The following is a 22,079-nucleotide window of genomic DNA, read 5'->3' on the forward strand; positions in this document are numbered from 1 at the left end:
GGAGCCCCGGGCAGCGCCTCGGTTCCCCATCCTCTCCCTGGAGTCCTCGATGAGCCTGTCCTTCGTCACCCTCGGCGTCGGTGATGCCTTCTCCGCCCTGTACTACTCCTCCTGCCTGGCCGTCGAAGCCGAGGGCCAGGTGCTGCTCGTGGACTGTCCCCACCCCATCCGCAAGATGATGCGCGAGGCCAGCCTGTCCTCGGGAGTTGCGCTGGACGCCGATCGCGTGTCGGGCCTCGTGCTCACCCACCTGCACGCCGACCACAGCTCGGGCGTGGAAGGGCTCGGCTACTTCTCCTTCTTCGTGCTCAAGCGGAAGCTGCGTCTGCTCGCCCATCCGGACGTGACGCGCCGGCTGTGGGAGGGCCACCTCGCCGCCGGCATGGAGGATCTCATCCGCACGCCCGGAGGCGAGCCCGAGCGCCATGGGCTCGACGACTACTTCGAGCCCCTGCCGCTCTCCACCGAGCACGCCGTGCGCTTCGGCCCTTTCTCCATCGAGTGCCGCCGCACCTACCACCACGTGCCCACCACGGCCCTGCGCATCCGCGCTGGCGGGCGCTGCCTCGGCTACAGCGCGGACACCGCCTATGACGAGGGGTTGATCGCCTGGCTCGGCGAGGCGGACCTCGTGGTGCACGAGACGAATCACGGTGTCCACACACCCTATGCCCGGCTGGCGGCCCTGCCCGAGGCGGTGCGCGCGAAGATGCGGCTCATCCACTACCCGGATGGCTTCGACCTGGCGGCGAGCAACATCGAGCCGCTCGCGCAGGGACGCCGCTACACGGTGTGAATCGTGTCCGTCGCGCCCGCCACCTCGCTGTGCGAGAGGGAGGGCGCACATGTGGCGGCGCGTCACGGACGGGTCACGCGAGAAGGATGTACAAGCGGGCCCGACGTGGGAGATTCTCGCCGCCGCCAAGACTCCCATGTCCTCTCCGTTCCGCCCGCCGAGCCTCTCCGCCCTACTCCTGGCCCCCCTGCTGCTCGCGGGCTGTTCCTCCCTGTTGGGACGCACGCCGCCGTCCCCCGAGCCGGAGCTGGAGGACGAGCCCACCGTCACCGTCACCCTCCTGCACGTCAACGACGTGTATCAGTTCACCCCGGTGGACTTCGGGGGCCGCGGAGGACTGGCGCGGCTGTCCACCCTGCGCAAGCAGGTGCTCGCCGAATCGCCCCACACGCTGTTCCTGATGGCCGGCGACACGCTGGGGCCCTCGGTGGAATCCACCGTCCACAAGGGCAAGCAGATGATCGACGCGTGGAACGCCCTGGGCCTGGACTACGCGGTGCTGGGCAACCACGAGTTCGACTTCGGGCCGGACGTGCTGCGCCAGCGCATCAAGGAGTCACACTTCACGTGGCTGGGCGCCAACGTCATCGACAAGGAGACGAAGCGCCCCTTCGCGGACACGCCGCCCTTCGTCATCCGCGAGGTGGGCGGGGTGAAGGTGGGGCTCTTCGGGGTGCTGCTGGGCAAGACGAAGTACAGCTCCAAGCCCGGGCCGAACGTGTACTTCACGGACACCTGCGCCAAGGCGCGCGAGGTCGTGCCGCTCATGAAGGCCCAGGGCGCCCAGGTCATCGTCGGGCTCACGCACCTGTTCGTGGCCGAGGACAAGACGCTCGCGCGCTGCGCGCCCATCGACGTCATCATCGGCGGCCACGAGCACATCCTGATGCAGGCGGTGTCCAACGGCACGCCCATCGTGAAGATGTCCTCCGAGGCGCGCGAGCTGGGACGCGTCACGCTGCACGTGGGCACGCGCAGCGGCAAGCTGCGCAGCATGGACTTCGACGTGCTGCCGGTGACGCCGGACGTGCCCGAGGACACCGCCTTCACCGCCGCCATGCACCCGTATGACGCGCTGACGGCCGAGCTGTCCGAGCCCGTGGGCCGCACCTCCGTGCCGCTCGACGCGAACGAGCAGGCCAACCGCAACCACGAGACCAACCTGGGCTCCTTCATCGCGGACGCCTACCGCCAGGCCGCGGGCGCGCAGGTGGCGCTCATCAACGGCGGCGCCATCCGCTCGGACTCGGTGCTGCGGCCCGGTCCCCTCACCCGCCGGGACGTGCTGGCCATCCACCCCTTCCCGGACTCGGTGGTGAGCATCGAGGTGACGGGCGCGGTGCTGCTCCAGGCGCTGGAGCACGGTGTGAGCCGCAGCGCCGAGGAGGCGGATCCGGGGCGCTTTCCCCAGGTCTCCGGCATCCACTACACCTTCGACGTCTGCCGGCCCGTGGGCGAGCGCCTCGTGAGCGTCAGCGTGAATGGCGAGCCGCTCGATCCCAAGCGCACGTACACGCTCGCCACCAACTCGTACCTCTCCGGGGGCGGCGACGGGTACACCATGTTCAAGGGCGCGAAGTACCAGCTCGCCCCCAAGCAGGGGCGCACCACCCAGGAAGTGCTGCGCGCCGCCTTCGCGTCCGCGCCCTCCATCGTCCCCGGCACGGACGGCCGCATCCGGCGGCTGCGCGCGGGCGCCCATGACGTGGCGACCACGGACGAGGAGATCCCCATCTCCTGTCCGATCGGCGCCCGGGCGGCGCACTAGCCGCTACGCCCACCCGCGCAGCCGGTACACCAGCCGCCCGAACAGCTCCCGCAGCGCGTCCGTCCCCGCGGACAGGTTGGACGCCCGGGGCTGCCACCAGAAGCCGTGCGGATACCAGGCATGCGAGCGCACATCCACCGCGAGCGTGTCCGGATGCAGCCCCACCGCCTCGAAGGTCCCCAGCGCCCGGGGCATGTGCGCCGCGCTCGTCACCAGCAGCAGCTTGTGCCAGCCCCGCTCGCGGATGATGCGCTCGGAGTTCACCGCGTTCTCGCGCGTGTTGCGGCTCTTGGCCTCACGCACGATGCGCTCGGGGGCAATCCCCCACATCATCAACTGATGCGCGAGCAGATCCGCCTCCACCGGCGCCTCCGGGCGCGTGTCCAGCGTGCCCGCCGCCAGCAGCACCAGGCGCGCCTTGCCCTCGCGCAGCAGCTCGAAGCCCCGCATGATGCGCTCCGGCGCGGGGTTGTACTCGGGATAGCCCGAGCGCTCCGTGGCATCCGCGTCCACCGCCCCGCCCAGCACGATGACGGCGTCATAGACGGTGTCCGGCTGGTACGTGGACACCACGCCCGCCTCCACCCAGCGCTGGAGCGCGTTGGCCACGGCCTCGGTGGAGAAGACGTACAGCGTGAGCCACCCGAGCACCTGCAGCCCCACCGCCAGCCGCGCCCGCCTGCGGCGCAGCACGACCCCCACCGCCATGAACAACAGCGCCCAGGTGAGCGGCGCGAGGAACAGATCCAACACCTTCGACAGGAAGATGAACACGCCCGGGCCTAGCGCTCGCCCCAGTGGAGCTTCTTGCGAAGGATGGAGAAGTAGCCCACGCCGGGGTCGCGCAGGAGCTGCACCCGGTTGGGCGAGCGCACCACCTCGATGCTGTCCCCACACTGCAGGCCGTGGCCCGTCTGCCCGTCCAGCGTGAGGAAGGTGTCGGCGGTCTCGCTGCACAGGGTGATGCGGATGGTGCGGTCGGCGGGCACGAGCGTGGAGCGGTGCGTGAGGGCGTGCGAGCAGATGGGCGTGAGCACCGTGCAGTCCACCGAGGGGTGGACGATGGGCCCGCCCGCGGACAGCGAGTAGGCGGTGGAGCCGGTGGGCGTGGCCAGGATGACGCCGTCCGCCTTGTACGTGGCCACGGGCACTCCCTCGATGGACACCTCGTGGTCCGCCACGCGCGCGAGCGCCCCCTTGTTGATGACCACGTCGTTGAGGACCTCGTCCTGCACCAGCACCTTGCCGTCGCGCACCAGCCGGCAGCACAGCTTCATGCGCGACTCCAGCTTGAAGCGGCCCGCGAGCACCGCGTCCAGCGCGGGGAAGATGCCGTCCGCGGGAATCTCCGTCATGAAGCCCAGTGTGCCCAGGTTCACTCCGAGAATGGGCGTGGGGCGCCCATCCAGCAGCCGCGCGGCGTGGATGAGGGTGCCATCTCCTCCGAGCACCACCACGAGATCCGCCCGGCTCACCAGCTCCCGGTCCTCGATGCGCGGCCAGCCGAGCGTGTGGGCCAGGAGACGGTCCCCCAGCACCTCCAGCGAGGGGTAGCGTTCACGGATCCGCAGGGCGAGTTCCGCCGCCTCGGGCTTGTCCTTCTTCGCAACCAGAACCAGGGTGTGCACGATGGGTCCGGGTTGTAGACCAAGCGCCCCGGGTCGCGTTGGAGGAAATGGCCGCTTCGATGACCTCGTGACACCGGCGAGGCGCCGGACCGTCCCGGAGGGAGCCCCCCGTGGCCGCTGCCGGACCCGTCAGAGGCCGTACGCGGGAGCGATGACGTTCTCCCAGAGAGGACGGTTGAACTCGTAGCCGTTGCCGGTGCCCGAGGCCGGCAGCTTGAAGGTGCCGTAATCCTTGCCCTTGGCGTAGTTGCGGTAGCCGTGGGCGGCCTTGAAGAACAGATCCTTCGCCCCCACGGAGATGCGGTTCACCACCGCGGTGGTGGTGGTGCCCACGGGAATGGCCCCGTACGCCATCAGCACCGCGTGGTTGGTGAGGTCCGGCTTGAAGCCGTCATAGGCGTAGGTGATGGAGCTGCGCGCGCCGTTGGCGTCGTTGGAGTGGAACTCCTTGAGCTGGCCCACCTTGCCCTTGTTGGCCAACTGGGCACAGCCCTCCACCAGATAGCCCGAGTGCTCGCCCGTGCTCAGCAGCACCCCGGCGCCCGCGTTGAGGCCACAATCCACGGTGGCGCTGAACGTGTCGTTCGCCAGCAGCACGTAGATGTCGAAGAGCTGGTCGAGTGCCAGTCCCTTGTAGCGGTAGTTCCGGATGGCGCTCTCGATGGTGGCGGCGCTGGGAGCCCCCGCGCTCGGATTGGCGACATTCGTGTTGAAGACCGAGGCGAGCCGGGTAAGGCCCGCCGAGGTGAGCTGCGTCACGAAGGCGGCGTGCTTGTAGCCGTTGAGGAACGTGTCCGTCGCGGTCCGGCCCCCCAGGTACAGCGTGGAGACGAGCATCGCGCCCACCATGCCCTCGCGATAGTTGGGGTTCCAGTCGCGATCGAGGTTGGTGTCTCCATCGATGCCCGTGGGGGTGGCGGCGCCCGCGTTGCTCGTGTCGGAGGTGGTATAGGCCGAGCCCACCAGCGTCGCCTTCATGATGAGATCGATCTTCGTCTTCTCGGCGGCGGTGAGCTGCTCCCAGACGCGTGGGGTGCGTTTGGCGATGGCGAACATGCCCGTCATCATCCGCTCGTGCTGGGCCATGTAGCCGCCGTTGGCGAACGGATCCCGGTTGCCGCCGATGACGTAGCGCATCTGCTGCAGGAGCCTCGCATCGGCGCTCGTGTTCCCCTTGAAGGCCGCGATGGCGAGGAGGATGGACTGGCCATTGCAGTTGGAGCAGTAGCGTTCCCCCGTGGAGTTGACGCCGAACCACCCCAGCGGCGCGGCGATGGCCTGGTCCACCGTGGCCTGCGGAGGGCTCGCCAGCACCGGCACCGCGAGCCCCTCCTCCCCCGCTCCGAGCGCGGCCTCCTCTTCTGGAGTGGGGCCCGCACCACAACCCAGCAGGGACATCATCACGAGGGACGAGAGCAGACGACGCATGCGAGCGCTCCGGAGCAAGGGCTTGAAAAGCGCTTAACCCAAAAAACCGGAATTGTGAACAGACCCGCAATACGAGCAAACCTGCTCAATGCCCCCGTTACGTCATGGGCGTCCACTTGCGATCGCTGGAGGCCGACTCGACCGTCTTCTCGATGAAGCGCACCCCGCGCGCGCCATCGGTGACGCGCGGATAGTCCGCGGCGATCGGATCCGCGCGCACTCCGGCGAGCCGGGCGCGGATGTCCGCCGCGACGCCCAGGTACACGTTGGCGAACGCCTCGATGAAGGCCTCCGGATGACCGGAGGGCACGCGGCAGGCGCGGCGCGACGACTCGCTCAACCACGGCGAGCCCCGCGTGAGGATGCGCCTGGGTCCATCGAGCGGTGCATGCACCAACTGGTTGGGCTCCTCCTGCCGCCATTCGAGTGAGCCCGCGGAGCCGAACACGCGCAGGCGCAGATCGTTCTCGAAGCCGGCGGCGATCTGCGAGGCGACCAACACGCCCCGCACACCCCCGCGCCAACGCAGCAGCAGGTTGCCATCGTCATCGAGCCGGCGCCCGGGAACGAGCGAGCCGAGGTCCGCGCAGATCGCCTCGATCTCGAGCCCCGTGACGGTGGCGGCCAGGTTCTCGGCATGCGAGCCGATGTCGCCGATGGCGCCCGCCACCCCGCTCCTCTCGGGATCCGTGCGCCAACCGGCCTGTTTGTTGCCCTGGGCCTCGAGGTGCGTGGCGAGCCAGCCCTGGTTGTACTCGACGGTCACCTTGCGCAGCTCGCCCAGGACACCGCCACGCACCAGTGCCCGCGCCTCGCGGACCATGGGATAGCCGGTGTAGTTGTAGGTGACGCCGAACACGATGCCGGTGCGCTCCACCGTGCGCACGAGCTGCTCGGCCTGGGCGCTGGTGTGCACGAGCGGCTTGTCACACACCACGTGGATGCCGGCCTCGGCGAACGCCCTGGCCACCGGGTAGTGCACGTGGTTGGGCGTGACGATGGAAACGAAGTCGATGCGCTCGTCCGCCGGACGCTTCAGCTCATCGGCGAGCAGGTCCTCCCAGCGGCCGTGGTTGCGCGCGTCGGCGAGGCCCAGGTCGCGGCCGGAAGCGCGCGCCTTGTCCGGGTCGGACGAGAGCGCACCGGCGACCAGCTCCATCTGCCCGTCCAAGGCCATGGCCCGCCGGTGCACCGCGCCGATGAACGCGTCACGCCCACCACCGACCATGGCGTAGCGCAGCTTGCGATCGTGCGAGGCGCTCATTTCGCCGCCCGGGTCTGCTTGTCCTTGTCGAACGCGGCGTCGAACGCTCCCGCCGCGGCGGGGAAGTCGAGCCGCTTGCAGAAGGCGGCGCTCTCGGTCGCCCCGTGCACGCGATCCATCCGGCTGTCCTCCCACTCCACGCTCAACGGTCCCGCGTAGCCGGTGTCGTTGAGCGCGACGATGATGGACTCGAAGTCGATCAGCCCCCGGCCCACGCTGCGGAAGTCCCAGTAGCGGCGCGCATCGCCGAAGCTCGTGTGGCCACCGAACACGCCGACGGTGCCGTCGCCCCGGCCCCACCACACGTCCTTCATGTGCACGTTGAAGACGCGACCCGCGAACGTGCGGAGGAACTTCACGTAGTCCACGCCCTGGTAGCCGAGGTGGCTGGGGTCGAAGTTGAAGCCGAAGCGGCGGTGGCCCTTCACCGCCTCGAGCGCGCGCTGGGCGGTGGCGATGTCGAAGGCGATCTCCGTCGGGTGGACCTCGAGCGCGAAGCGGACATCGTGCTCCTCGAACCCGTCGAGGATGGGCGTCCAGCGGCGGGCGAAGTCGGCGAACCCCTTGTCCCAGAAGGCCTGGGAGGTGGGCGGGAAGGCATAGGTGGCGTGCCACACCGACGAGCCCGTGAAGCCCGTGACGGTCTTCACGCCGAAGGCGGCGGCGGCGCGCGCCGTGTCCTTCATCTCCTGGGCGGCGCGCTGGCGCACCCCTTCCGGCTCACCATCTCCCCACACGTGATCGGGAAGGATGGACTGGTGCCGCTCGTCGATCAGATCGCACACGGCCTGGCCGACCAGGTGGTTGCTGATCGCCAGGCATTGCAGTCCATGGGACTCGAGCAGGGCCCGCTTCTCACGCACGTACGTCTTGGAGGCGAGCGCCTCGCGCACGTTGAAGTGATCGCCCGAGCAGGCCAGCTCCAGGCCGTCGTAGCCCATGCGCCGGGCCAGCGGAGCGAGTTCGGAGAGAGGCAGGTCGGCCCACTGGCCGGTGAACAGCATGACGGGTCTTGGCATGGTCGGAGTCCGGGAAGGGAGTGGCACCCCGCGGCCCCACCCGCGTGGGAGGGGCCGGGGATGGAAGGCACCTAGAAGGGCGAGTTCGGGAAGTAGAACTGCTGGGCGTTCTCCTTGGTGATGAGCACCGAGGGGATGATCGTCTTGGGGGGCAGCGCCTCGCCCTTGAGGCGCGCCTCGGCGGTCAGCTTGATGGCCTCGTAGATGAACTTGGGCGAGTAGGAGACGTCGGCCTGGACGAGCTTGTTCTTGCCCTCGAGGATGGTCTTGACCATGCCCTTGGAGCCCGCGCCGCCGAACACCTCCTGGATGTCGGTGCGCTTGGCCTGCTCGATGGCCTTGAGCACCCCGACGGCCATGTCGTCATCGGCGGCCCACACGGCGTCGATCTGCTTGAAGCGCGTGAGGTAGTCCTGCATCACCTTGAAGGCATCGTCGCGGTTCCAGTTGGCGTAGCGCGCGTCGAGCAGCTTGATGTCGGGGTAGTTCTTCAGCACGGCGTTGAAGGCGTCCATGCGCTCGTTGTCGATCGTGGTCGCGATGCCACGCAGCGCCACGATGTTGCCCTTGCCGTTGAGGCGCTTGGCCAGGTACTCGGCCGGAATGCGGCCGAAGGCGGTGTTGTCCCCGGCGACGTAGGCATCCTGCGCGCTGGTGTCGGTCAGCCCCCGGTCGACCACGGTGACGTAGACGCCCTTGCTTTTCACCTGCGCCACGGGCCGGGTGAGCGAGGCGGATTCGAAGGGGAAGACGACCAGGGTGTTGATCTTGTTGACGGTCAGCAGGTCCTGGAGCTGATTGGCCTGCTCGGAGGCATTGGCCGCCGTCTTCACGGTGATCTTCAGGCCCGGGTGCTGCTTCTCCAACTCCTTCTTGGCCTCGTTGGCCCACCAGACGATGCCGCCGGTGAAGCCGTGGGTGGCCGCTGGGATGGCCACGCCGAGGTTGACCTGCTTGTCCTGCGCGAGCGCTCCGGACGCGGTGAGGAGCGCGGCCATGGCGGATAGGCCGAGGGCGAGTCTACGGAAGATGGGCTTCATACGGGTTGTCTCCTGGTGGGGTAAGGGAGAACGACAAGGCAGCCCCCCGGCTGCCGGACGACACCACTCACTTCGTCACGAGGCGCCTTTGCGCCGGCGCTGCATGAACGCCACGCCGATGATCACGAAGCCCTGAACCGCCGAGTTCAGGTACACGCTGATGATGCTGGTGAGGTTGAGGATGTTGCTGATGACGGACAGCAGGATCGCGCCCACGACGGTGCCGGTGATGGTGCCCGAGCCGCCCTTGAGCGCGGTGCCCCCGACGATCACCGCCGCGATCGCCTCCAGCTCCCACAACAGGCCGGTGGTGGGCGAGGAGGAGCCGAGGCGCGGCACGTACAGGACGGTGGCGATACCCACGCAGACGCCGAGCAGCATGTAGGTGAGCACCTTGATGCTGTTGACGTCCACGGCGGCGTAGCGCGCCACCTGCTCGTTGGAGCCGATGGCCTGCACGTAGCGGCCGTAGGCCGTGCGGTTGAGGATGAGCCCTCCCCCGAGCGCGACCGCGAGGAACACCCACACGGGAACCGGGAGGAGGAAGCTGGCGTAGTAGACGGGGCCGTAGGCATCGGACAGGTCCGAGTCCAGGGTGATGGCACCGCCGTCGGCGAAGTACGTGAGGTACGCCCGGAAGATGCCGAGCGTGCCGAGCGTCACGATGAACGGCTCGATGCCACCCCGGGTGATCAGCAGGCCGTGCGCGAGGCCGAACAGCGCGCCGAGCAGGATCGCGAAGCCGATGCCGAGCGCGATCACGGACACGGGGGAGCCGAGCGACGGGGCCAGGCGGTTCATCAGGAGGATCTGAGCGCCGGCGATGAGCGCGGCCATCGAGCCCACGGAGAGATCGATGCCTCCGGAGATGATGACGAAGCACATGCCCACCGCGATGATGCCGATGAAGGCGGTGCGCGTGAGGACGTTCATCACGTTGTCGAGCGTGGCGAAGTCGCCGTTGAGCGCGGTGCCGGCGATACACAGCACGATGAGCCCGAGCAGAGGGCCGAAGCCATGCAGGAGGGCGCGGACACGGTGGAGCGGCGTCCCGTCCGAGGCGGACAGAGCGGTGGCTCCCGGCCGAAGGGAATCAGTGGGTTCCGGTGGCATGGGCGATGAGTTCCTCTTCGGTCAGTTGGTCGGCCTCGAGCGTGGTGCGGAGCTGGCCGCCGCGCATCACCGCCACGCGGTGGCACAGTCCGATCAGCTCCATCAGCTCGGAGGAGATGACGATCACGGCCCGGCCCTCGCGGGCCAGCGCTTCGATCAGGAAGTAGATGTCGCGCTTGGCGCCCACGTCGACGCCGCGCGTGGGCTCGTCGAGCACCACCACCTTGGGGTCGGGGTGCAGCACCTTGGCGAGCGCGAGCTTCTGTTGGTTGCCGCCGGACAGGGCCGAGGCGCGGTTGTCCAGGGAGCCCGTGCGGATGCCGAAGCGCTTCACGGCGTCCTCGAGTGCCTGGCGCTCGGCCTCGGGCCGCAGCCAGGGCGTGGCGTAGCGCGAGAGCGCCATCATCGTCAGGTTCTCGCGCAGGCCGAAGTGCACGTGCAGGCCCTTCCCCTTGCGATCCTCGCTGAGGTACGTGAGCCCGTCCCCAGCGGCATCCCGGGGGTTGCGCCAGTGGGCGCGGCGGCCATCGAGCTCGACGTGCTCCACCTCGCGCGGCCTCAAGCCGAGAAGGCCCTCGAACAGCTCGGTGCGGCCGGCGCCGACCAGTCCCGCGAACCCGAGGATTTCTCCGGGACGCACGTCGAAGCTCACGTTCCGGGCCCACCCCGGCACCGTGAGTCCCCGCACGCTCAGCCGGGGCGGAACGTCCGCGGGAGGAGGCGCCTTGGGTGGGTAGAGATCCGAGGCCTCGCGGCCCACCATGAGGCTGGCCATCTGGTGGCGTGTCACGTCGCGCGTCGCCGAGCGGGCGACGAAGCGGCCATCCCGCATCACCACCACCTCATCCGTAATGCGCTCCACCTCGTCCAGCTTGTGCGAGATGTAGAGCAGCGAGACGCCATCGGCCTTGAGCTGGGCGATCAACGCGAACAGGCGCTCGGTCTCGCCCGGCGTCAGCGTGGCCGTGGGCTCGTCCATGATGAGCAGCCGCGCCTTGCGGGCCAGCGCCTTGGCGATCTCCACCAGTTGCTTCTCCGCGACGATCAACTGGCGCACCGGCGTCTCGGGAGAGGCCCTCAGCCCCACCTGCTCCAGCACGCGCGCGGACTCGCGGTTCATCGCCGCGTCGTCCAACAACCAGCCGCGCTTCTTCTCGTGACCGAGGAAGATGTTCTGCGCGATTGTCAGATCCTCGGCGAGGTTGAACTCCTGGTGGATCAACACGATGCCCCGGGCCTCGGCCTCGCGGGAGCCGGTGAAGTGGACCGCCTCGCCATTGACGAGCACCTCGCCCGAGGTGGCCCGCTCGTAGCCGGAGAGGATCTTCATCAGCGTGGACTTGCCCGCGCCGTTCTCGCCCAGCAGGCCGACGACCTGGCCCGGTGGCAGCGCGAAGCTGACCCCGTGCAGCACCCGCACCGGGCCGAACGCCTTCACCACATCACGGAACTCGATGGCGAGACTCATCGCGCCGCTCCCTTCATGCGCAGGGTCTCCTGCATGGCCAGCACCGCGGCGCCGATGAGTCCCGACTGCTCCCCGAGGGGGGAGAGCTGGATCTCGAGCTGGCGCGTGGAGAGCGCCAGCGAGCGCTGGTAGATGCTCTGCCGCAGCGACGCGAGGAACAGCGGGCCGATGCGCATCATCGAACCGCCGAAGAAGATGTGCGACGGGTTGAAGAAGTTCACGGCCGACGCGAGCATCTGGCCGATGAGCCCGCCCGCGCGTTGCACGATGGCGTTGGCCGCCGCGTCCCCCGCGCGGCTGGCGCGGGCCACGTCCTCGGGGCGGATGGTGCCAGTGGCCGCCAGGGTCTCCGCGAGCAGCGCGCTCTCGCCCGCCTCCACCGCCGCGCGTGCCATGCGGGCGATCGCCGGTCCCGCCGCCATCGCCTCCACGCAACCCAGGTTGCCGCAGTGGCAGCGCGGACCGGACGGGTCCACGCAGATGTGGCCGACATCTCCCGCCGAGCCGGTGGAGCCCCGGTACACCTGGCCCTGGCACACGATGCCGCAGCCGATGCCGGTGCCCACCTTGATGACCAGGAAGTTGTGCAGCGAGCGCTGCAGCCGCCACAGCTCCCCGAGCGCCATGATGTTGACGTCGTTGTCCACGAAGAGGGGCGCGGCGAAGTCGGCCTTCATGTCGTCGCGGAGGGAGAAGCCATCCCACTCGGGCATGAGCGGCGGGTTGACGAGCTGGCCGGACTCGAAGTTGACGGGGCCCGGCACGCCCATGCCGATGCCGATGACGTCGTGGGCCGAGCGACCGGCCTGCTCCAGCAACTGACGCAGCAGCGCCCGCACGCGCGCGAGGACGACCTCGGGGCCCTTGCGCACGTCCGCGGATTCCACGTGCCGCGCCAGCACCTCCAGGTCCGGCGTCAGCACGCCCACGCGCAGGCCGGTCGCGCCGAGATCCGCCGCCAGCAGCACGCCCAGCCCCCGATGCAGCCGCAGCGTCTCGGCCCGGCGGCCACCGGACGAGGCCTGCAAGCCGTTCTCCTCCAGCAGCCCCCGCTCCAGAAGACCCGCCACCACCGCGTTGGCTCGCGTCTTGGAGAAGGCCGAGCGCCGGGCGAGCGCGTCGCGAGACAGGCCACCGGACCAGAACACCGTGTCCAGCAGGGCGAGCTCTCCAGGAGATAGGCCGTTCCAGCGGTTCAAGTCGGGTCTCAGCGGGGGTGAAGGGCGTTGCGCGAAAGCCGAAGTGCAAACTACTGGGGAGAACTTCGGCCCGACAACGCAAAACTTCGACCCGAAATGGGTCTATACCCATTCACCTCGTGCGGAATCGATTCACTGAACGGAAGAAAGACCACCTCTCGAAGGACGGCCTGGCGGTCGCGGCGGCACAACGGCTCCGTGACAGGGTCGGAGGGGGACAACAGTATTTCCCCATGGATCTCTTCGAGCACGCCAGCCGCAAGGACGAGGCCACCCTGGCGCCCCTCGCCGAGCGGATGCGCCCCACCCGTCTGGAGGAGTTCGTCGGCCAGGAGCACCTGACGGGAGAAGGCCGCTTCCTGCGCCGGGCCATCCAGCAGGATCAGGTGCCATCGATCATCCTCTGGGGCCCTCCTGGGACGGGCAAGACGACGCTCGCCCACCTCATTGCCCACTCCACCGGCGCCGCCTTCGAGTCGCTCTCCGCGGTGCTCTCCGGAGTGAAGGAGATCCGCGAGACGGTGGCGCGAGCGCAGGAGCGCTGGAAGATGCGCCGCCAGCGCACCCTGCTCTTCGTGGATGAAATCCACCGCTTCAACAAGGGGCAGCAGGACGCGCTGCTGCCGCACGTGGAGAAGGGGACCGTCACCCTCATCGGGGCCACCACGGAGAACCCCTCCTTCGAGCTGAACGCGGCGCTCCTGTCGCGCGCGCGCGTCGTCACCCTGAGAGGGCTGGAGGAGGAGGAGCTCGTGGCGCTCTTGCGCCGGGCGGTGGAGTCCCCCAAGGGCCTGGCGGGCAAGGTGCAGGTGGACGATGAGGCGCTCACCTTCCTCGTGCAGGCGTCGGGAGGAGATGCGCGCAAGGCGCTCACGGCGCTGGAGGCCGCCGCCGCGCATGGGGGCACCCGCGTGGACAAGGCCATCGCCGAGGAGGCCCTGCAACACAAGGCGCTGCTCTACGACAAGGCGGGCGAGGAGCACTACAACGTCGTGAGCGCCTTCATCAAATCCATGCGGGGCTCGGACGTGGACGCCGCGCTCTACTGGATGACGCGCATGCTGGAGGCGGGGGAGGATCCGGTCTTCATCTTCCGGCGCATGGTCATCTTCGCCTCGGAGGACGTGGGCAACGCGGATCCGCGTGCGCTCGGAGTGGCGGTGGACGCGCTGCGCGCCTTCGAGCTGATGGGCCTGCCCGAGGGCACCCTGCCCCTCACCCAGGCGGTGACGTACCTGGCGCTCGCGCCCAAATCCAACGCGGTCATCTCCGCGTACGCCGCGGTGCGCGCCGCCGTCACGGAAGGAGGCGCGCTGCCGGTGCCCGCGCACCTGCGCAACGCGCCCACCAAACTGATGAAGTCACTGGGCTACGGCGCGGGCTACAAGTACCCGCACAACTTCGAGGGCAACTACGTCCCGGAGGACTACCTGCCCTCGGCGCTCAAGGGCCGGCGCTTCTACACGCCCACGCGCAACGGTTTCGAGCGGGAGATGGCCGAGCGCTACGAGGAGATCCAACGTCTGCTGGCGAGCCGCTCGCGCGATCCGGGCGAGGAGGGCTGAGCGGCCCCCCCGTCAGGACTCAGGACGCGGCGTCGAGGGTATCGTCGTCGTCGTCGTCCTTGGAGCGCTTCATGGTGCGGCCGGCCACCTCGTACTGCTTGAGCAGGCGGCGGAAGTTGGAGCGATCCACCCCGGCGGCGCGCGCGGCGCTGGAGACGTTGTGGGTGTGCTTCTCCAGGAGCGCGGTGAGGTAGCGCCGCTCGAAGGCGCGCATGGCCAGGCGCTTGGCCTGGGCGTAGGGCAGGTGCGCGAGGCTGAACACCTCCACCTGGGCGCCGGCCTGGGGAGCCTCCTGGAAGCCCGGCGGCAGATCATCCGTGTCCAGCACCTCCTTGGAGGTGAGCACCACGGCGCGCTCGATGACGTTCTCCAGCTCGCGCACGTTGCCCGTCCACCGGTTGCAGGTGAGGGCCTCGAGGGCGCGGGGCGTGAAGCCCGTGACGCGCTTGCCCACCTTGGCGGTGTACACCTTGAGGAAGTGGTGGGTGAGCAGCGGCACGTCCTCGGGACGATCGCGCAGGGGCGGCAAGTCGATGGTGATGACGTTGAGCCGGTAGAACAGGTCCTCGCGGAACTTGCCCTGCTCCTTGGCGCGGCTGAGGTCCACGTGCGTGGCGGCGATGACGCGCACGTCCACCTTCACCGGCTCGTTGGCGCCCACGCGCTTGACCTCGCCCTCCTGCAGCACGCGCAACAGGCGCACCTGGGTGGCGGGGGGCACGTCGCCAATCTCGTCGAGGAAGATGGTGCCGCCGTCGGCCGCCTCGAACAGACCCTTCTTGTTGGAGGTGGCACCGGTGAAGCTGCCCTTCACGTGGCCGAACAGCTCGCTCTCCAGGAGCGTGTCCGTGAGGGCCGAGCAGTTGACCGCCACGAAGGGCTTGTCCTTGCGCGCGCTGCGGTAGTGGATGGCGCGCGCCACGAGCTCCTTGCCCGTGCCGCTCTCACCCTGGATGAGCACCGTGGCGGTGGAGTGGCTCACCGTCTCCACCAGCTTGAACACGGCGCGCATCTGCGCGGACTGGCCGATGAGCTCCTCGAACTGGTTGCGCGCGCTGAGCGCCTCCTCGAGCGCGCGGGCCCTGTCGCGCAGTGACTTGCGCTCGGCCGCCTTGGCCACCGTCATGCTCACTTCGTCGATGTTCTCGAAGGGCTTGGTCAGGTAGTCGTAGGCGCCGGCCTTCACCGCCTCCACGGCCGTCTCCACCGTGGCGAAGGCGGTCATCATGATGACCTCCACGTCGGGCCGCACCGCCTTGATGCCGCGCAACAGGTCCATGCCGGACAGGTTGGGCATCTTGATGTCCAGCACGGCCACGTCGATGGAGGGGTCCTTCGCGGCCGTCAATCCCTCGACGGCGTCGTCGATGGAGACGACCTGGTAGCCCTCGCGCACGAGGATGGAGGTGACGGCCTTGAGGACGATGGGATCGTCGTCCACGACCAGGATCTTGGCGCGTTTGGGGGCGGGGGAGGACGGGGGAGGGCTCACGGCGACCTCTCGAGCTGCAACGGAATGGGGATGTAGACGGTGAAGCGAGAACCCTCGCCCATCTGGGTATCGACCTTGAAGACGCCGCCGTGGTCCTCGACGATACGGTAGGCGATCGACAAGCCCAGGCCCGTTCCCTGACCCGGAGGCTTCGTGGTGAAGGAGGGCTCGAAGATGCGCGCGAGGTAGCGCTCCTCGATGCCACAGCCCGTGTCGGCGACGCGGAAGAAGCAGCGATCCTCTTCCCTGCCCGTCTCCAGCGTCAGGTTGCCGCCGGTGGAGGGCAGCGCGTGCAGGCCGTTCTGCAGCAGGTTGAGCATCACCTGCGACAGCTGGCCCGGGTCTCCGAACAGCTCGGGCAGCTGCGGCTCCAGGCGCAGGTCCAACCGCACCTTGGGGTAGGACTTGAGCTGGGCCCCGAAGAGCACCGCCGAGTCCTCCGCGCACTTGTTGAGCTGGAACGTGCGCCGATCATCCGTGCGGCTGTGGCGGCTGAACTTCAAGAGGCTCTCCACGATGCGCTTGCAGCGCAGCGCGCTCTCCTCGATGAGGCCCAGCGACTCGAGGTCCTCCTTGCTGCGGCCCTCGTCGCGCTTCATCAACTGCGCGAAGGCGAGGATGCCACCCAGCGGGTTGTTGATTTCGTGCGCCACGCCGCCGGCGAGCTGCCCCACCGCCGCCATCTTCTCCGTCTCGATGAACCGGCGCGTCATCTCGCGCTCGTCGGTGATGTCCCGGTAGGAACACACCGCGCGCCCCTCGCCCGTGAGCGGGTAGGCGGCCATGGCGTAGATGCGGCCACGGGGGCGGATCTCCGCGCGCGTGCCGCGATTGCTCTCCAGCGCCTCGTGCAGGGGACAGCCCGGGCAGGGCGAGTCGCGATCGAACAGCAGCTTGTGGCACAGCTGCTCGGAGCCTTCCTCGCTCAGCGGCTCCTTGAGCCGGTCGCCCGCCAGCTCCGTGTAGGCGCGGTTGGCGCGGCGCACCCCATAGTCCGCGCGCACCACGGCGAGCGGCGTGTCCATGGAGTCGAACGCCAGCTCCCACTCCCGCTTGGCCTGGCTGAGCAGGTGCGTGCGCAGCGTCACGCGCGTCTCCAGCTCCGCGTTGAGCCGCCGCAGCTCCTCGTTCTGCTGCTGCGTCACGCGCAACAGCCGCTCGTTCTCCGCCTGCAGCGCGTACTGCTCGAAGGCGCTCTTGACCGTGAGGACCAGGTGGCTGTCGTTCCACGGCTTGGAGATGAAGCGGAAGATCTCCGAACGGTTGATGGCCTCCTCGATGGCCTGTTGATCCGCCTGCCCCGTGAGCATGATGCGCTGGGCGCGGGGGACCTGCGCCTTCACGCGGCTGAGGAACTCCACGCCATTCATGCCCGGCATGCGGAAGTCAGAAATGACCACTTCGGGCGTGAAACGCTCGAGGGCCTTGAGACCCTCTTCCGCGTCCGACGCCGTCTCGATCTGCCAGTCACCGCGCCGGAGAACACGCCGGATGGACTTCAGGATGTATTCCTCGTCGTCCACCAGCAACAGCCGACCGCGTGGCACCGCTCCCTGTGTCTGCGCCAGTTCCAGTGGCAACCTCGTCCCGAATCCGAACCCCGAGCGTTTGCAATGACGCTGCCAACATCCATTATCTCGCAAACCGCCCTGATACCGGGTGCTTCAACACCCGGGGCTCCTGAACACCCTGGGTATAATCATACCCCGACTGAAAAATCGGGTCAATGGGGACCCACCCCTTTTGACCCATCCAGCAGACAAGGGGACTAGGGGGAGGCGGGCCGTTCGGGGGAGGACGCGAGGGCCGAGTGGACGCAGATGCGGTTACGGCCCTCGTGTTTGGCGCGGTAGAGGGACTCGTCGGCGGAGCGCACCAGCTGCTCGGCGTTGCCCACGGCGTGGTGGGGGAAGGAGGCGACGCCCACGGAGGCGGTGACGCGCAGGGTGCGCTCCGGGCCGGTGTGCAGCACGCCCAGCTCCCGCCAGACGCGCTCGGCCACGGTGAGCGCGCCGGCCAGGGGCGTGCGCGGCAGGAGGATGGCGAACTCCTCGCCGCCGTAGCGCGCCAGCAGGTCCGTCTCGCGCACGCTGCGCTGGAGCGAGGCCGCCACGTCGCGCAGCACGAGGTCGCCCACCTGGTGGCCGTGGTCGTCGTTGAAGCGCTTGAAGTGATCCAGGTCGATGAGGATGAGCGAGAGCGGATCGTCGTAGCGCTGGGCGCGCCGGAACTCCTCGCGCAGGCGGTCCTGGAAGTAGCGGTGGTTGTGCACCTGGGTGAGCCCGTCGGTGATGGACAGGCGCTCGAGCGCGTTCACGCGCGTGAGCAGCGCGTCCATGCGCTGCCGCTCCTGGAGGCAGCGCTCCACCCGGACCGACAACTCCTCGGGATCCACGGGCGTGCGCACCACCTCGGCGCCCAGGCGCAGCACGGCCACCACGGCCGCGTTCTCCTCGGCGGGAATGAGCGCGATGATGGACGGACGCTGCCCGTCATCGTCCCGGCCCATCAGGTGCTGCAGGAGAGCGCGCGCGGGCCCACCGGCCGGCCCGAGCACGAGCAGCACCAGACGAGCCTCGTCGATGAGGCGTTGGGCCTCCGCGCCAGCGGAGACCAACCGGATGGAGAAACCGTCCTGCTCCAGCGCACCCGCGAGTTGTGCTTGCCGAGCGGGCTGTTCGTCCACCAACAGTATGAGGCGCCTGTCTCCCACATCACCCCTCGAAACCAACCAAAGCCGTGACGCTAGCACGTCCGTCAGTCACTCCGCGACCGTTGGATTGCGCTCGGCCGGGGATGTTTGATAGCAGCCGCCTCCCCCGTGAGCCGTTCACCGGGGTGCACCGTCGAGGTCTTCCATCGTGGCTCCTTCTCCCAGCATCAGCCTCTTCTTTCCCGCCTGGAACGAGGAGGATTACGTCGAGCGCTCGGTCATGCGCGCCCTGGAAGTGCTTCCACAGCTGACCGATGATTTCGAAATCATCGTCGTCAACGACGCGTCCACGGACAGGACCCAGGAGATTTGCGAGCAGCTCGCCGCGCGCATTCCCCAGTTCCGCTTCATCACGCACCCGGTCAACCTCAAGCTCGGCGGCGCCATGCGCACCGGCCTGTCCGCGTCCACCAAGGACATCGTGGTGTACTCGGACATCGACCTGCCCTTCGATCTCAAGGAGCTGGAGCGGGCGCTGCACCTGATGAAGTACCTCGAGGCGGACATGATCTGCGCCTTCCGCTTCGATCGCACGAGCGAGGGCCCCAAGCGCATCATCTACTCGTTCGCCTACAACCTGCTCATCCGCACGCTCTTCGGTGTCCATGTGAAGGACATCAACTTCAGCTTCAAGGTGATGCATCGCAAGGTCCTGGAGTCGGTGGAGCTCAACAGTCTGGGCTCCTTCATCGACGCGGAGCTGGTGGTAAAGGCAATCCATCAAGGGTTCCGGGTATTCCAGATGGGCGTGGATTATTTCCCGCGCACGCGCGGCATCTCCACGCTGTCCTCGCCCGCGGTCATCCTGAAGATGGTGCGGGAGCTGTCGCGGCTCTACCCGGAGACGCGCTGGCCCAAGGCGGCCCAGCGTCCGGTGCGGCTGCCCCCCACGGTGGCCCCCCTGCACGGCCCGGCGCGCGAGAAGGCGCGCGGCCACGGATAGGCCCCGGTGAAGCACGCGCCCACACGCCTCGTCGTCAACGCGGACGACCTCGGGCTGCACCCGTCCCTGGACGCGGGCATCCTGCGCGCCCACCGCGAGGGCATCGTCACCAGCGCCACCGTGCTCGTCATGGGCCCCAGTGCCCCCGAGGCGGTGCGTCAGGCGCGAGCCCAGGGACTCGCCCTGGGGGTCCACCTCGCCGTGTGCACCCGGCTCGCCCCCGTCTCGCCTCCCGCCTGCGTCCCCACGCTCGCGCCCGGCGGGCGTCTGCGCTCGGGCTGGGCGGACTTCGCGCGCGCGTGGCTCACCGGACGGGTGCGCCGCGAGGAGCTGGAGCGCGAGCTGGCCGCGCAGCTCGCCCGGGCCCGGGAGCTGGGCGCCGAGGTGGATCACCTCGACATGCACCAGCACCTGCACCTGCTGCCCGGCGTGCGCCCCGTCGTGGAGGCGCTGGCGCGGCGTGAGCGCCTGCCCCTGCGCTGGCCGGACCGGCTGCCCCGGCTCGCCTGGAGACGGGCGCCCGGAGCCGCGGTGAAGACGTCGCTGCTCACGTTGCTGGCCCGGAGCGCGCCCAGGCCGCCACCGGGCGTGCGGCGGGTGAGCGCGGGCGGCGTCTTCGAGGCGGGCCAGCTCGACGAGGCCGCGCTCCTGTCGCTGCTCGACGCCCTGCCACCCGGGGACTTCGAGCTGGGCTGCCACCCAGGCGAGGGCCGCCCGCATGTGCCGGAGGATCCTCAGTGGACCTATGGCTGGCAGTCCGAGCTGGACGCGCTCACCAGCCCCCGCGTGCGCGCCCGGCTCCAGCGCGCCGGGGTGGAGCTGACCACCTACGGCGCCCTGGCTTCCGCCACGTAGAGGATGTGGGGCGTCGTGTAGCCCGCGCCCAGCTCCACCGTCTCGAGCAGGTGCAGGCCCACGTCGCGCAGCAGCGCATCCATCGCGTGCCGCGGCTGGAGCACCAGCGCGCCGCCCGCCTTCGTGCGGCCGAGCACCTTCACCATCACCCACTCCTGCGCGAGGCACTTGCGGTGCTTCCAGGAGCCATCGCCCTCGGCTTCCTTCACCAGCAGCCGCCCCCCCGGGCGCAGCAGCCGCGCCGCGTCGCGAAGGAAGTCCGGCCAGCGCTCCAGGGGCAGCAGGTACAGCACGTCACACACCACCACCGCGTCGAACCCGCCCGCCTGTCCGGCGGCCAGGGACTCCACGCTCCCGACCTCGAACACCGCGTTCGGCAGCGTCCCCGGCCCCTTCCGCGCCCAGGCGATCTTCCGTGGGTCGGGATCGACCCCATGCACGTGGCGCCGGGAATCGCCCAGGGCGAGCAGGCCGGAGAGCAGACCATGGCCACAGCCCACCTCGGCGACGCGGCCCCCGGGGGGGACCCGGGCGGCCACCGCCTCCAGGGGAGCCGAGAAGGCCCGGGCGTGCACGTGGAAGCGCTCGCCCGGGGGCAGGTGGGAGAAGAGGGACAGGGTGGGAGTGAGTGGGGCGTTCACGAGAAGTAGTAGTTCAGGCCGAAGGCGGTGGAGAGCAGCAGGAGCGACACCGAGCTCACGACGAGAATGCCCCGACGCAGCCGGGGGCGCTCGCGCAGCAGCACCGCGGCGGTGAGGAAGAGGGGAAAGGCGGACAGGAGGTAGCGCCCCATGCCCATGAAATCCTTGGTGGACACGACGGGAATGCCGACCATGACGGCGCAGAACGCGCCATAGCCCCAGCCCAGGCGCTTGAAGGTGGGCCACACCAGGGCGAGCGCTCCCAGACTCAGCGCCGCGTGGAGGCAGATCCACAGGACGAAGTCCGGGGTGGACTCCGGAGAGAAGACGCTCTTGAACCAGGACACCTTGAGCCACGAGCGCCAACCGGGCACCTGCCCCCATGCGGCCTGCACCTTGGCGAAGGCGAGTGGCTCCTGGAAGCGCCACTGCAGGTAGAGCATGAAGGAGACGAAGCCGAGCGCGGACAACAGGGGCAGCAGATCCACGGCCGTCCAGGGCAGCCCCCGCTCGCGCTTCCACTCGAGCCGGCGAGCCAGCAGCCCCACCACCACGGCGGGCGCCACGGGCCGTGCCGCCGTGGCGAGCGCGCCCAGCACCACCGCCGGACCCAGGCGCCCCTCCTCCAGCAGGATGAAGGCGGCCACCACCACCAGGATGAAGAGCGCGTCGGAGTACATCACCCCGTAGATGAAGAAGGTGAAGGGGTAGAGCGCCAGCAGCAACGCGGCCTGGAAGGCGGTGGTGGGCTCCACCCGGGTGCGAGCCCAGCGCAGGAAGAGCAGCACGGAGAGCGGCCCGCACAACAGCGTCACCAGCACCCCGGCCTGGTGCACGTCGAGCCCGAGCCAGTACACGGCCCGCACGACGAGCGGATAGAGGGGGAAGAAGGCCACCGAGCTCTGCTCCCCGCGCCTGTAGAAGTAGCCGTGCTCGACGATGTGCGAGTACCAGCCAGAGTCATAGGCGTACCACCCGCCCATGACGTACCCGAGGAGGTCCGTCTCGGGACCCGGAGGCACGCGGTGGTGCTGGTAGTACCACTCCCCAGCGCCCACGGCTGCCGCGCACGCGACGAACGCGCACAAGATGACGAGGGAAAGGGCGCGGTAGGGGGCACGTTCCATGGCGGCGCAGGCATCATCCA

General features: G+C 69.1%; 19 protein-coding genes. 5 read left to right on the forward strand and 14 right to left on the reverse strand.

Translation table 11 applies throughout. The annotated features are described in order from the left end of the window. Nucleotides 1-49 precede the first annotated feature (49 nt). Complete coding sequence (locus F0U63_RS35195; RefSeq protein WP_395836915.1) at nucleotides 50-796, forward strand: MBL fold metallo-hydrolase; 747 nt, start codon at nucleotides 50-52, stop codon at nucleotides 794-796. Nucleotides 797-845: 49 nt separating this feature from the next. Further along, complete coding sequence (locus F0U63_RS35200; protein ID WP_395836917.1) at nucleotides 846-2,564, forward strand: bifunctional metallophosphatase/5'-nucleotidase; 1,719 nt, start codon at nucleotides 846-848, stop codon at nucleotides 2,562-2,564. Between the two features lie 3 nt (nucleotides 2,565-2,567). On the opposite strand, the gene F0U63_RS35205 is transcribed toward F0U63_RS35200, so the two are convergent. The 9 genes from F0U63_RS35205 to F0U63_RS35245 form a co-directional block, all read right to left on the reverse strand. Continuing rightward, entirely contained in the window at nucleotides 2,568-3,338 is a 771-nt protein-coding gene (locus tag F0U63_RS35205) for a YdcF family protein (RefSeq protein ID WP_395836919.1), read from the reverse strand. Nucleotides 3,339-3,346: 8 nt separating this feature from the next. Beyond that, complete coding sequence (locus tag F0U63_RS35210) at nucleotides 3,347-4,192, reverse strand: NAD(+)/NADH kinase (protein ID WP_395836921.1); 846 nt, start codon at nucleotides 4,190-4,192, stop codon at nucleotides 3,347-3,349. Nucleotides 4,193-4,321: 129 nt separating this feature from the next. Continuing rightward, nucleotides 4,322-5,620: a lyase gene (locus F0U63_RS35215; RefSeq protein ID WP_395836923.1), complete on the reverse strand. Its 1,299-nt coding sequence runs from the start codon at nucleotides 5,618-5,620 to the stop codon at nucleotides 4,322-4,324. A 97-nt stretch (nucleotides 5,621-5,717) separates the two neighbouring features. After that, the gene (locus F0U63_RS35220) at nucleotides 5,718-6,884 is read right to left on the reverse strand and encodes a Gfo/Idh/MocA family protein (protein WP_395836925.1); all 1,167 of its coding nucleotides are present in this window, start codon (nucleotides 6,882-6,884) and stop codon (nucleotides 5,718-5,720) included. After that, nucleotides 6,881-7,903: a sugar phosphate isomerase/epimerase family protein gene (locus F0U63_RS35225; RefSeq protein ID WP_395836927.1), complete on the reverse strand. Its 1,023-nt coding sequence runs from the start codon at nucleotides 7,901-7,903 to the stop codon at nucleotides 6,881-6,883. Before F0U63_RS35225 ends, F0U63_RS35220 begins: the two co-directional genes overlap by 4 nt. 71 nt (nucleotides 7,904-7,974) lie before the next feature. After that, entirely contained in the window at nucleotides 7,975-8,943 is a 969-nt protein-coding gene (locus F0U63_RS35230) for a substrate-binding domain-containing protein (RefSeq protein WP_395836929.1), read from the reverse strand. A gap of 75 nt (nucleotides 8,944-9,018) precedes the next feature. Beyond that, nucleotides 9,019-10,056 carry an ABC transporter permease gene (locus F0U63_RS35235; protein WP_395836931.1) on the reverse strand — a complete coding sequence of 346 codons (1,038 nt, stop codon included), beginning with the start codon at nucleotides 10,054-10,056 and terminating at the stop codon, nucleotides 9,019-9,021. Further along, nucleotides 10,037-11,524 (reverse strand): sugar ABC transporter ATP-binding protein, encoded by a 1,488-nt coding sequence (locus F0U63_RS35240; RefSeq protein WP_395836933.1) that lies wholly within the window; start codon nucleotides 11,522-11,524, stop codon nucleotides 10,037-10,039. The genes F0U63_RS35235 and F0U63_RS35240 overlap by 20 nt, the downstream gene beginning before the upstream one ends. Further along, nucleotides 11,521-12,723, reverse strand: coding sequence for an ROK family transcriptional regulator (locus F0U63_RS35245; RefSeq protein WP_395836935.1), 1,203 nt, complete (start codon nucleotides 12,721-12,723; stop codon nucleotides 11,521-11,523). Before F0U63_RS35245 ends, F0U63_RS35240 begins: the two co-directional genes overlap by 4 nt. A gap of 233 nt (nucleotides 12,724-12,956) precedes the next feature. On the opposite strand from F0U63_RS35245, the gene F0U63_RS35250 reads away from it, so the two are divergent. Further along, nucleotides 12,957-14,288, forward strand: a complete 1,332-nt coding sequence (locus F0U63_RS35250; RefSeq protein ID WP_395836937.1) for a replication-associated recombination protein A — start codon at nucleotides 12,957-12,959, stop codon at nucleotides 14,286-14,288. Between the two features lie 19 nt (nucleotides 14,289-14,307). Here F0U63_RS35250 and F0U63_RS35255 read toward each other — a convergent pair whose 3' ends face one another. From F0U63_RS35255 to F0U63_RS35265, 3 genes are all read right to left on the reverse strand, one after another. Continuing rightward, nucleotides 14,308-15,780, reverse strand: a complete 1,473-nt coding sequence (locus F0U63_RS35255; RefSeq protein ID WP_395836939.1) for a sigma-54-dependent transcriptional regulator — start codon at nucleotides 15,778-15,780, stop codon at nucleotides 14,308-14,310. After that, entirely contained in the window at nucleotides 15,777-17,354 is a 1,578-nt protein-coding gene (locus tag F0U63_RS35260; protein WP_395848475.1) for an ATP-binding protein, read from the reverse strand. The genes F0U63_RS35255 and F0U63_RS35260 overlap by 4 nt, the downstream gene beginning before the upstream one ends. A gap of 194 nt (nucleotides 17,355-17,548) precedes the next feature. Continuing rightward, on the reverse strand, nucleotides 17,549-18,466 hold the full coding sequence (locus F0U63_RS35265; protein ID WP_395848476.1) for a diguanylate cyclase: 918 nt from the start codon (nucleotides 18,464-18,466) through the stop codon (nucleotides 17,549-17,551). 175 nt (nucleotides 18,467-18,641) lie between these two features. Here F0U63_RS35265 and F0U63_RS35270 point away from each other — a divergent pair, with 175 nt between their 5' ends. Together F0U63_RS35270 and F0U63_RS35275 are read left to right on the forward strand one after the other, a co-directional pair. Next, complete coding sequence (locus F0U63_RS35270; protein WP_395836941.1) at nucleotides 18,642-19,436, forward strand: glycosyltransferase family 2 protein; 795 nt, start codon at nucleotides 18,642-18,644, stop codon at nucleotides 19,434-19,436. Between the two features lie 6 nt (nucleotides 19,437-19,442). Beyond that, nucleotides 19,443-20,291 carry a carbohydrate deacetylase gene (locus tag F0U63_RS35275; RefSeq protein ID WP_395836943.1) on the forward strand — a complete coding sequence of 283 codons (849 nt, stop codon included), beginning with the start codon at nucleotides 19,443-19,445 and terminating at the stop codon, nucleotides 20,289-20,291. Here the strand turns inward: F0U63_RS35275 and F0U63_RS35280 are convergent. Both F0U63_RS35280 and F0U63_RS35285 read right to left on the reverse strand, forming a co-directional pair. Then, the gene (locus tag F0U63_RS35280; RefSeq protein WP_395836945.1) at nucleotides 20,264-20,932 is read right to left on the reverse strand and encodes a class I SAM-dependent methyltransferase; all 669 of its coding nucleotides are present in this window, start codon (nucleotides 20,930-20,932) and stop codon (nucleotides 20,264-20,266) included. The genes F0U63_RS35275 and F0U63_RS35280 overlap by 28 nt on opposite strands. Next, nucleotides 20,929-22,059: a hypothetical protein gene (locus F0U63_RS35285; RefSeq protein WP_395836947.1), complete on the reverse strand. Its 1,131-nt coding sequence runs from the start codon at nucleotides 22,057-22,059 to the stop codon at nucleotides 20,929-20,931. The genes F0U63_RS35280 and F0U63_RS35285 overlap by 4 nt, the downstream gene beginning before the upstream one ends. Between the last annotated feature and the right edge of the window lie 20 nt (nucleotides 22,060-22,079).

The organism is Cystobacter fuscus, assembly GCF_044360685.1.
GTDB classification, from domain to species: Bacteria; Myxococcota; Myxococcia; order Myxococcales; family Myxococcaceae; genus Cystobacter; species Cystobacter fuscus_C.

Coding starts and splice junctions, on each gene's coding strand:
- F0U63_RS35285 (WP_395836947.1), bottom strand. CDS start 22,059: ATGGAACGTGCCCCCTACCGCGCCCTTTCCCTCGTCATCTTGTGCGCG.
- F0U63_RS35225 (WP_395836927.1), bottom strand. CDS start 7,903: ATGCCAAGACCCGTCATGCTGTTCACCGGCCAGTGGGCCGACCTGCCT.
- F0U63_RS35235 (WP_395836931.1), bottom strand. CDS start 10,056: ATGCCACCGGAACCCACTGATTCCCTTCGGCCGGGAGCCACCGCTCTG.
- F0U63_RS35240 (WP_395836933.1), bottom strand. CDS start 11,524: ATGAGTCTCGCCATCGAGTTCCGTGATGTGGTGAAGGCGTTCGGCCCG.
- F0U63_RS35195 (WP_395836915.1), top strand. CDS start 50: ATGAGCCTGTCCTTCGTCACCCTCGGCGTCGGTGATGCCTTCTCCGCC.
- F0U63_RS35230 (WP_395836929.1), bottom strand. CDS start 8,943: ATGAAGCCCATCTTCCGTAGACTCGCCCTCGGCCTATCCGCCATGGCC.
- F0U63_RS35215 (WP_395836923.1), bottom strand. CDS start 5,620: ATGCGTCGTCTGCTCTCGTCCCTCGTGATGATGTCCCTGCTGGGTTGT.
- F0U63_RS35200 (WP_395836917.1), top strand. CDS start 846: ATGTGGCGGCGCGTCACGGACGGGTCACGCGAGAAGGATGTACAAGCG.
- F0U63_RS35250 (WP_395836937.1), top strand. CDS start 12,957: ATGGATCTCTTCGAGCACGCCAGCCGCAAGGACGAGGCCACCCTGGCG.
- F0U63_RS35220 (WP_395836925.1), bottom strand. CDS start 6,884: ATGAGCGCCTCGCACGATCGCAAGCTGCGCTACGCCATGGTCGGTGGT.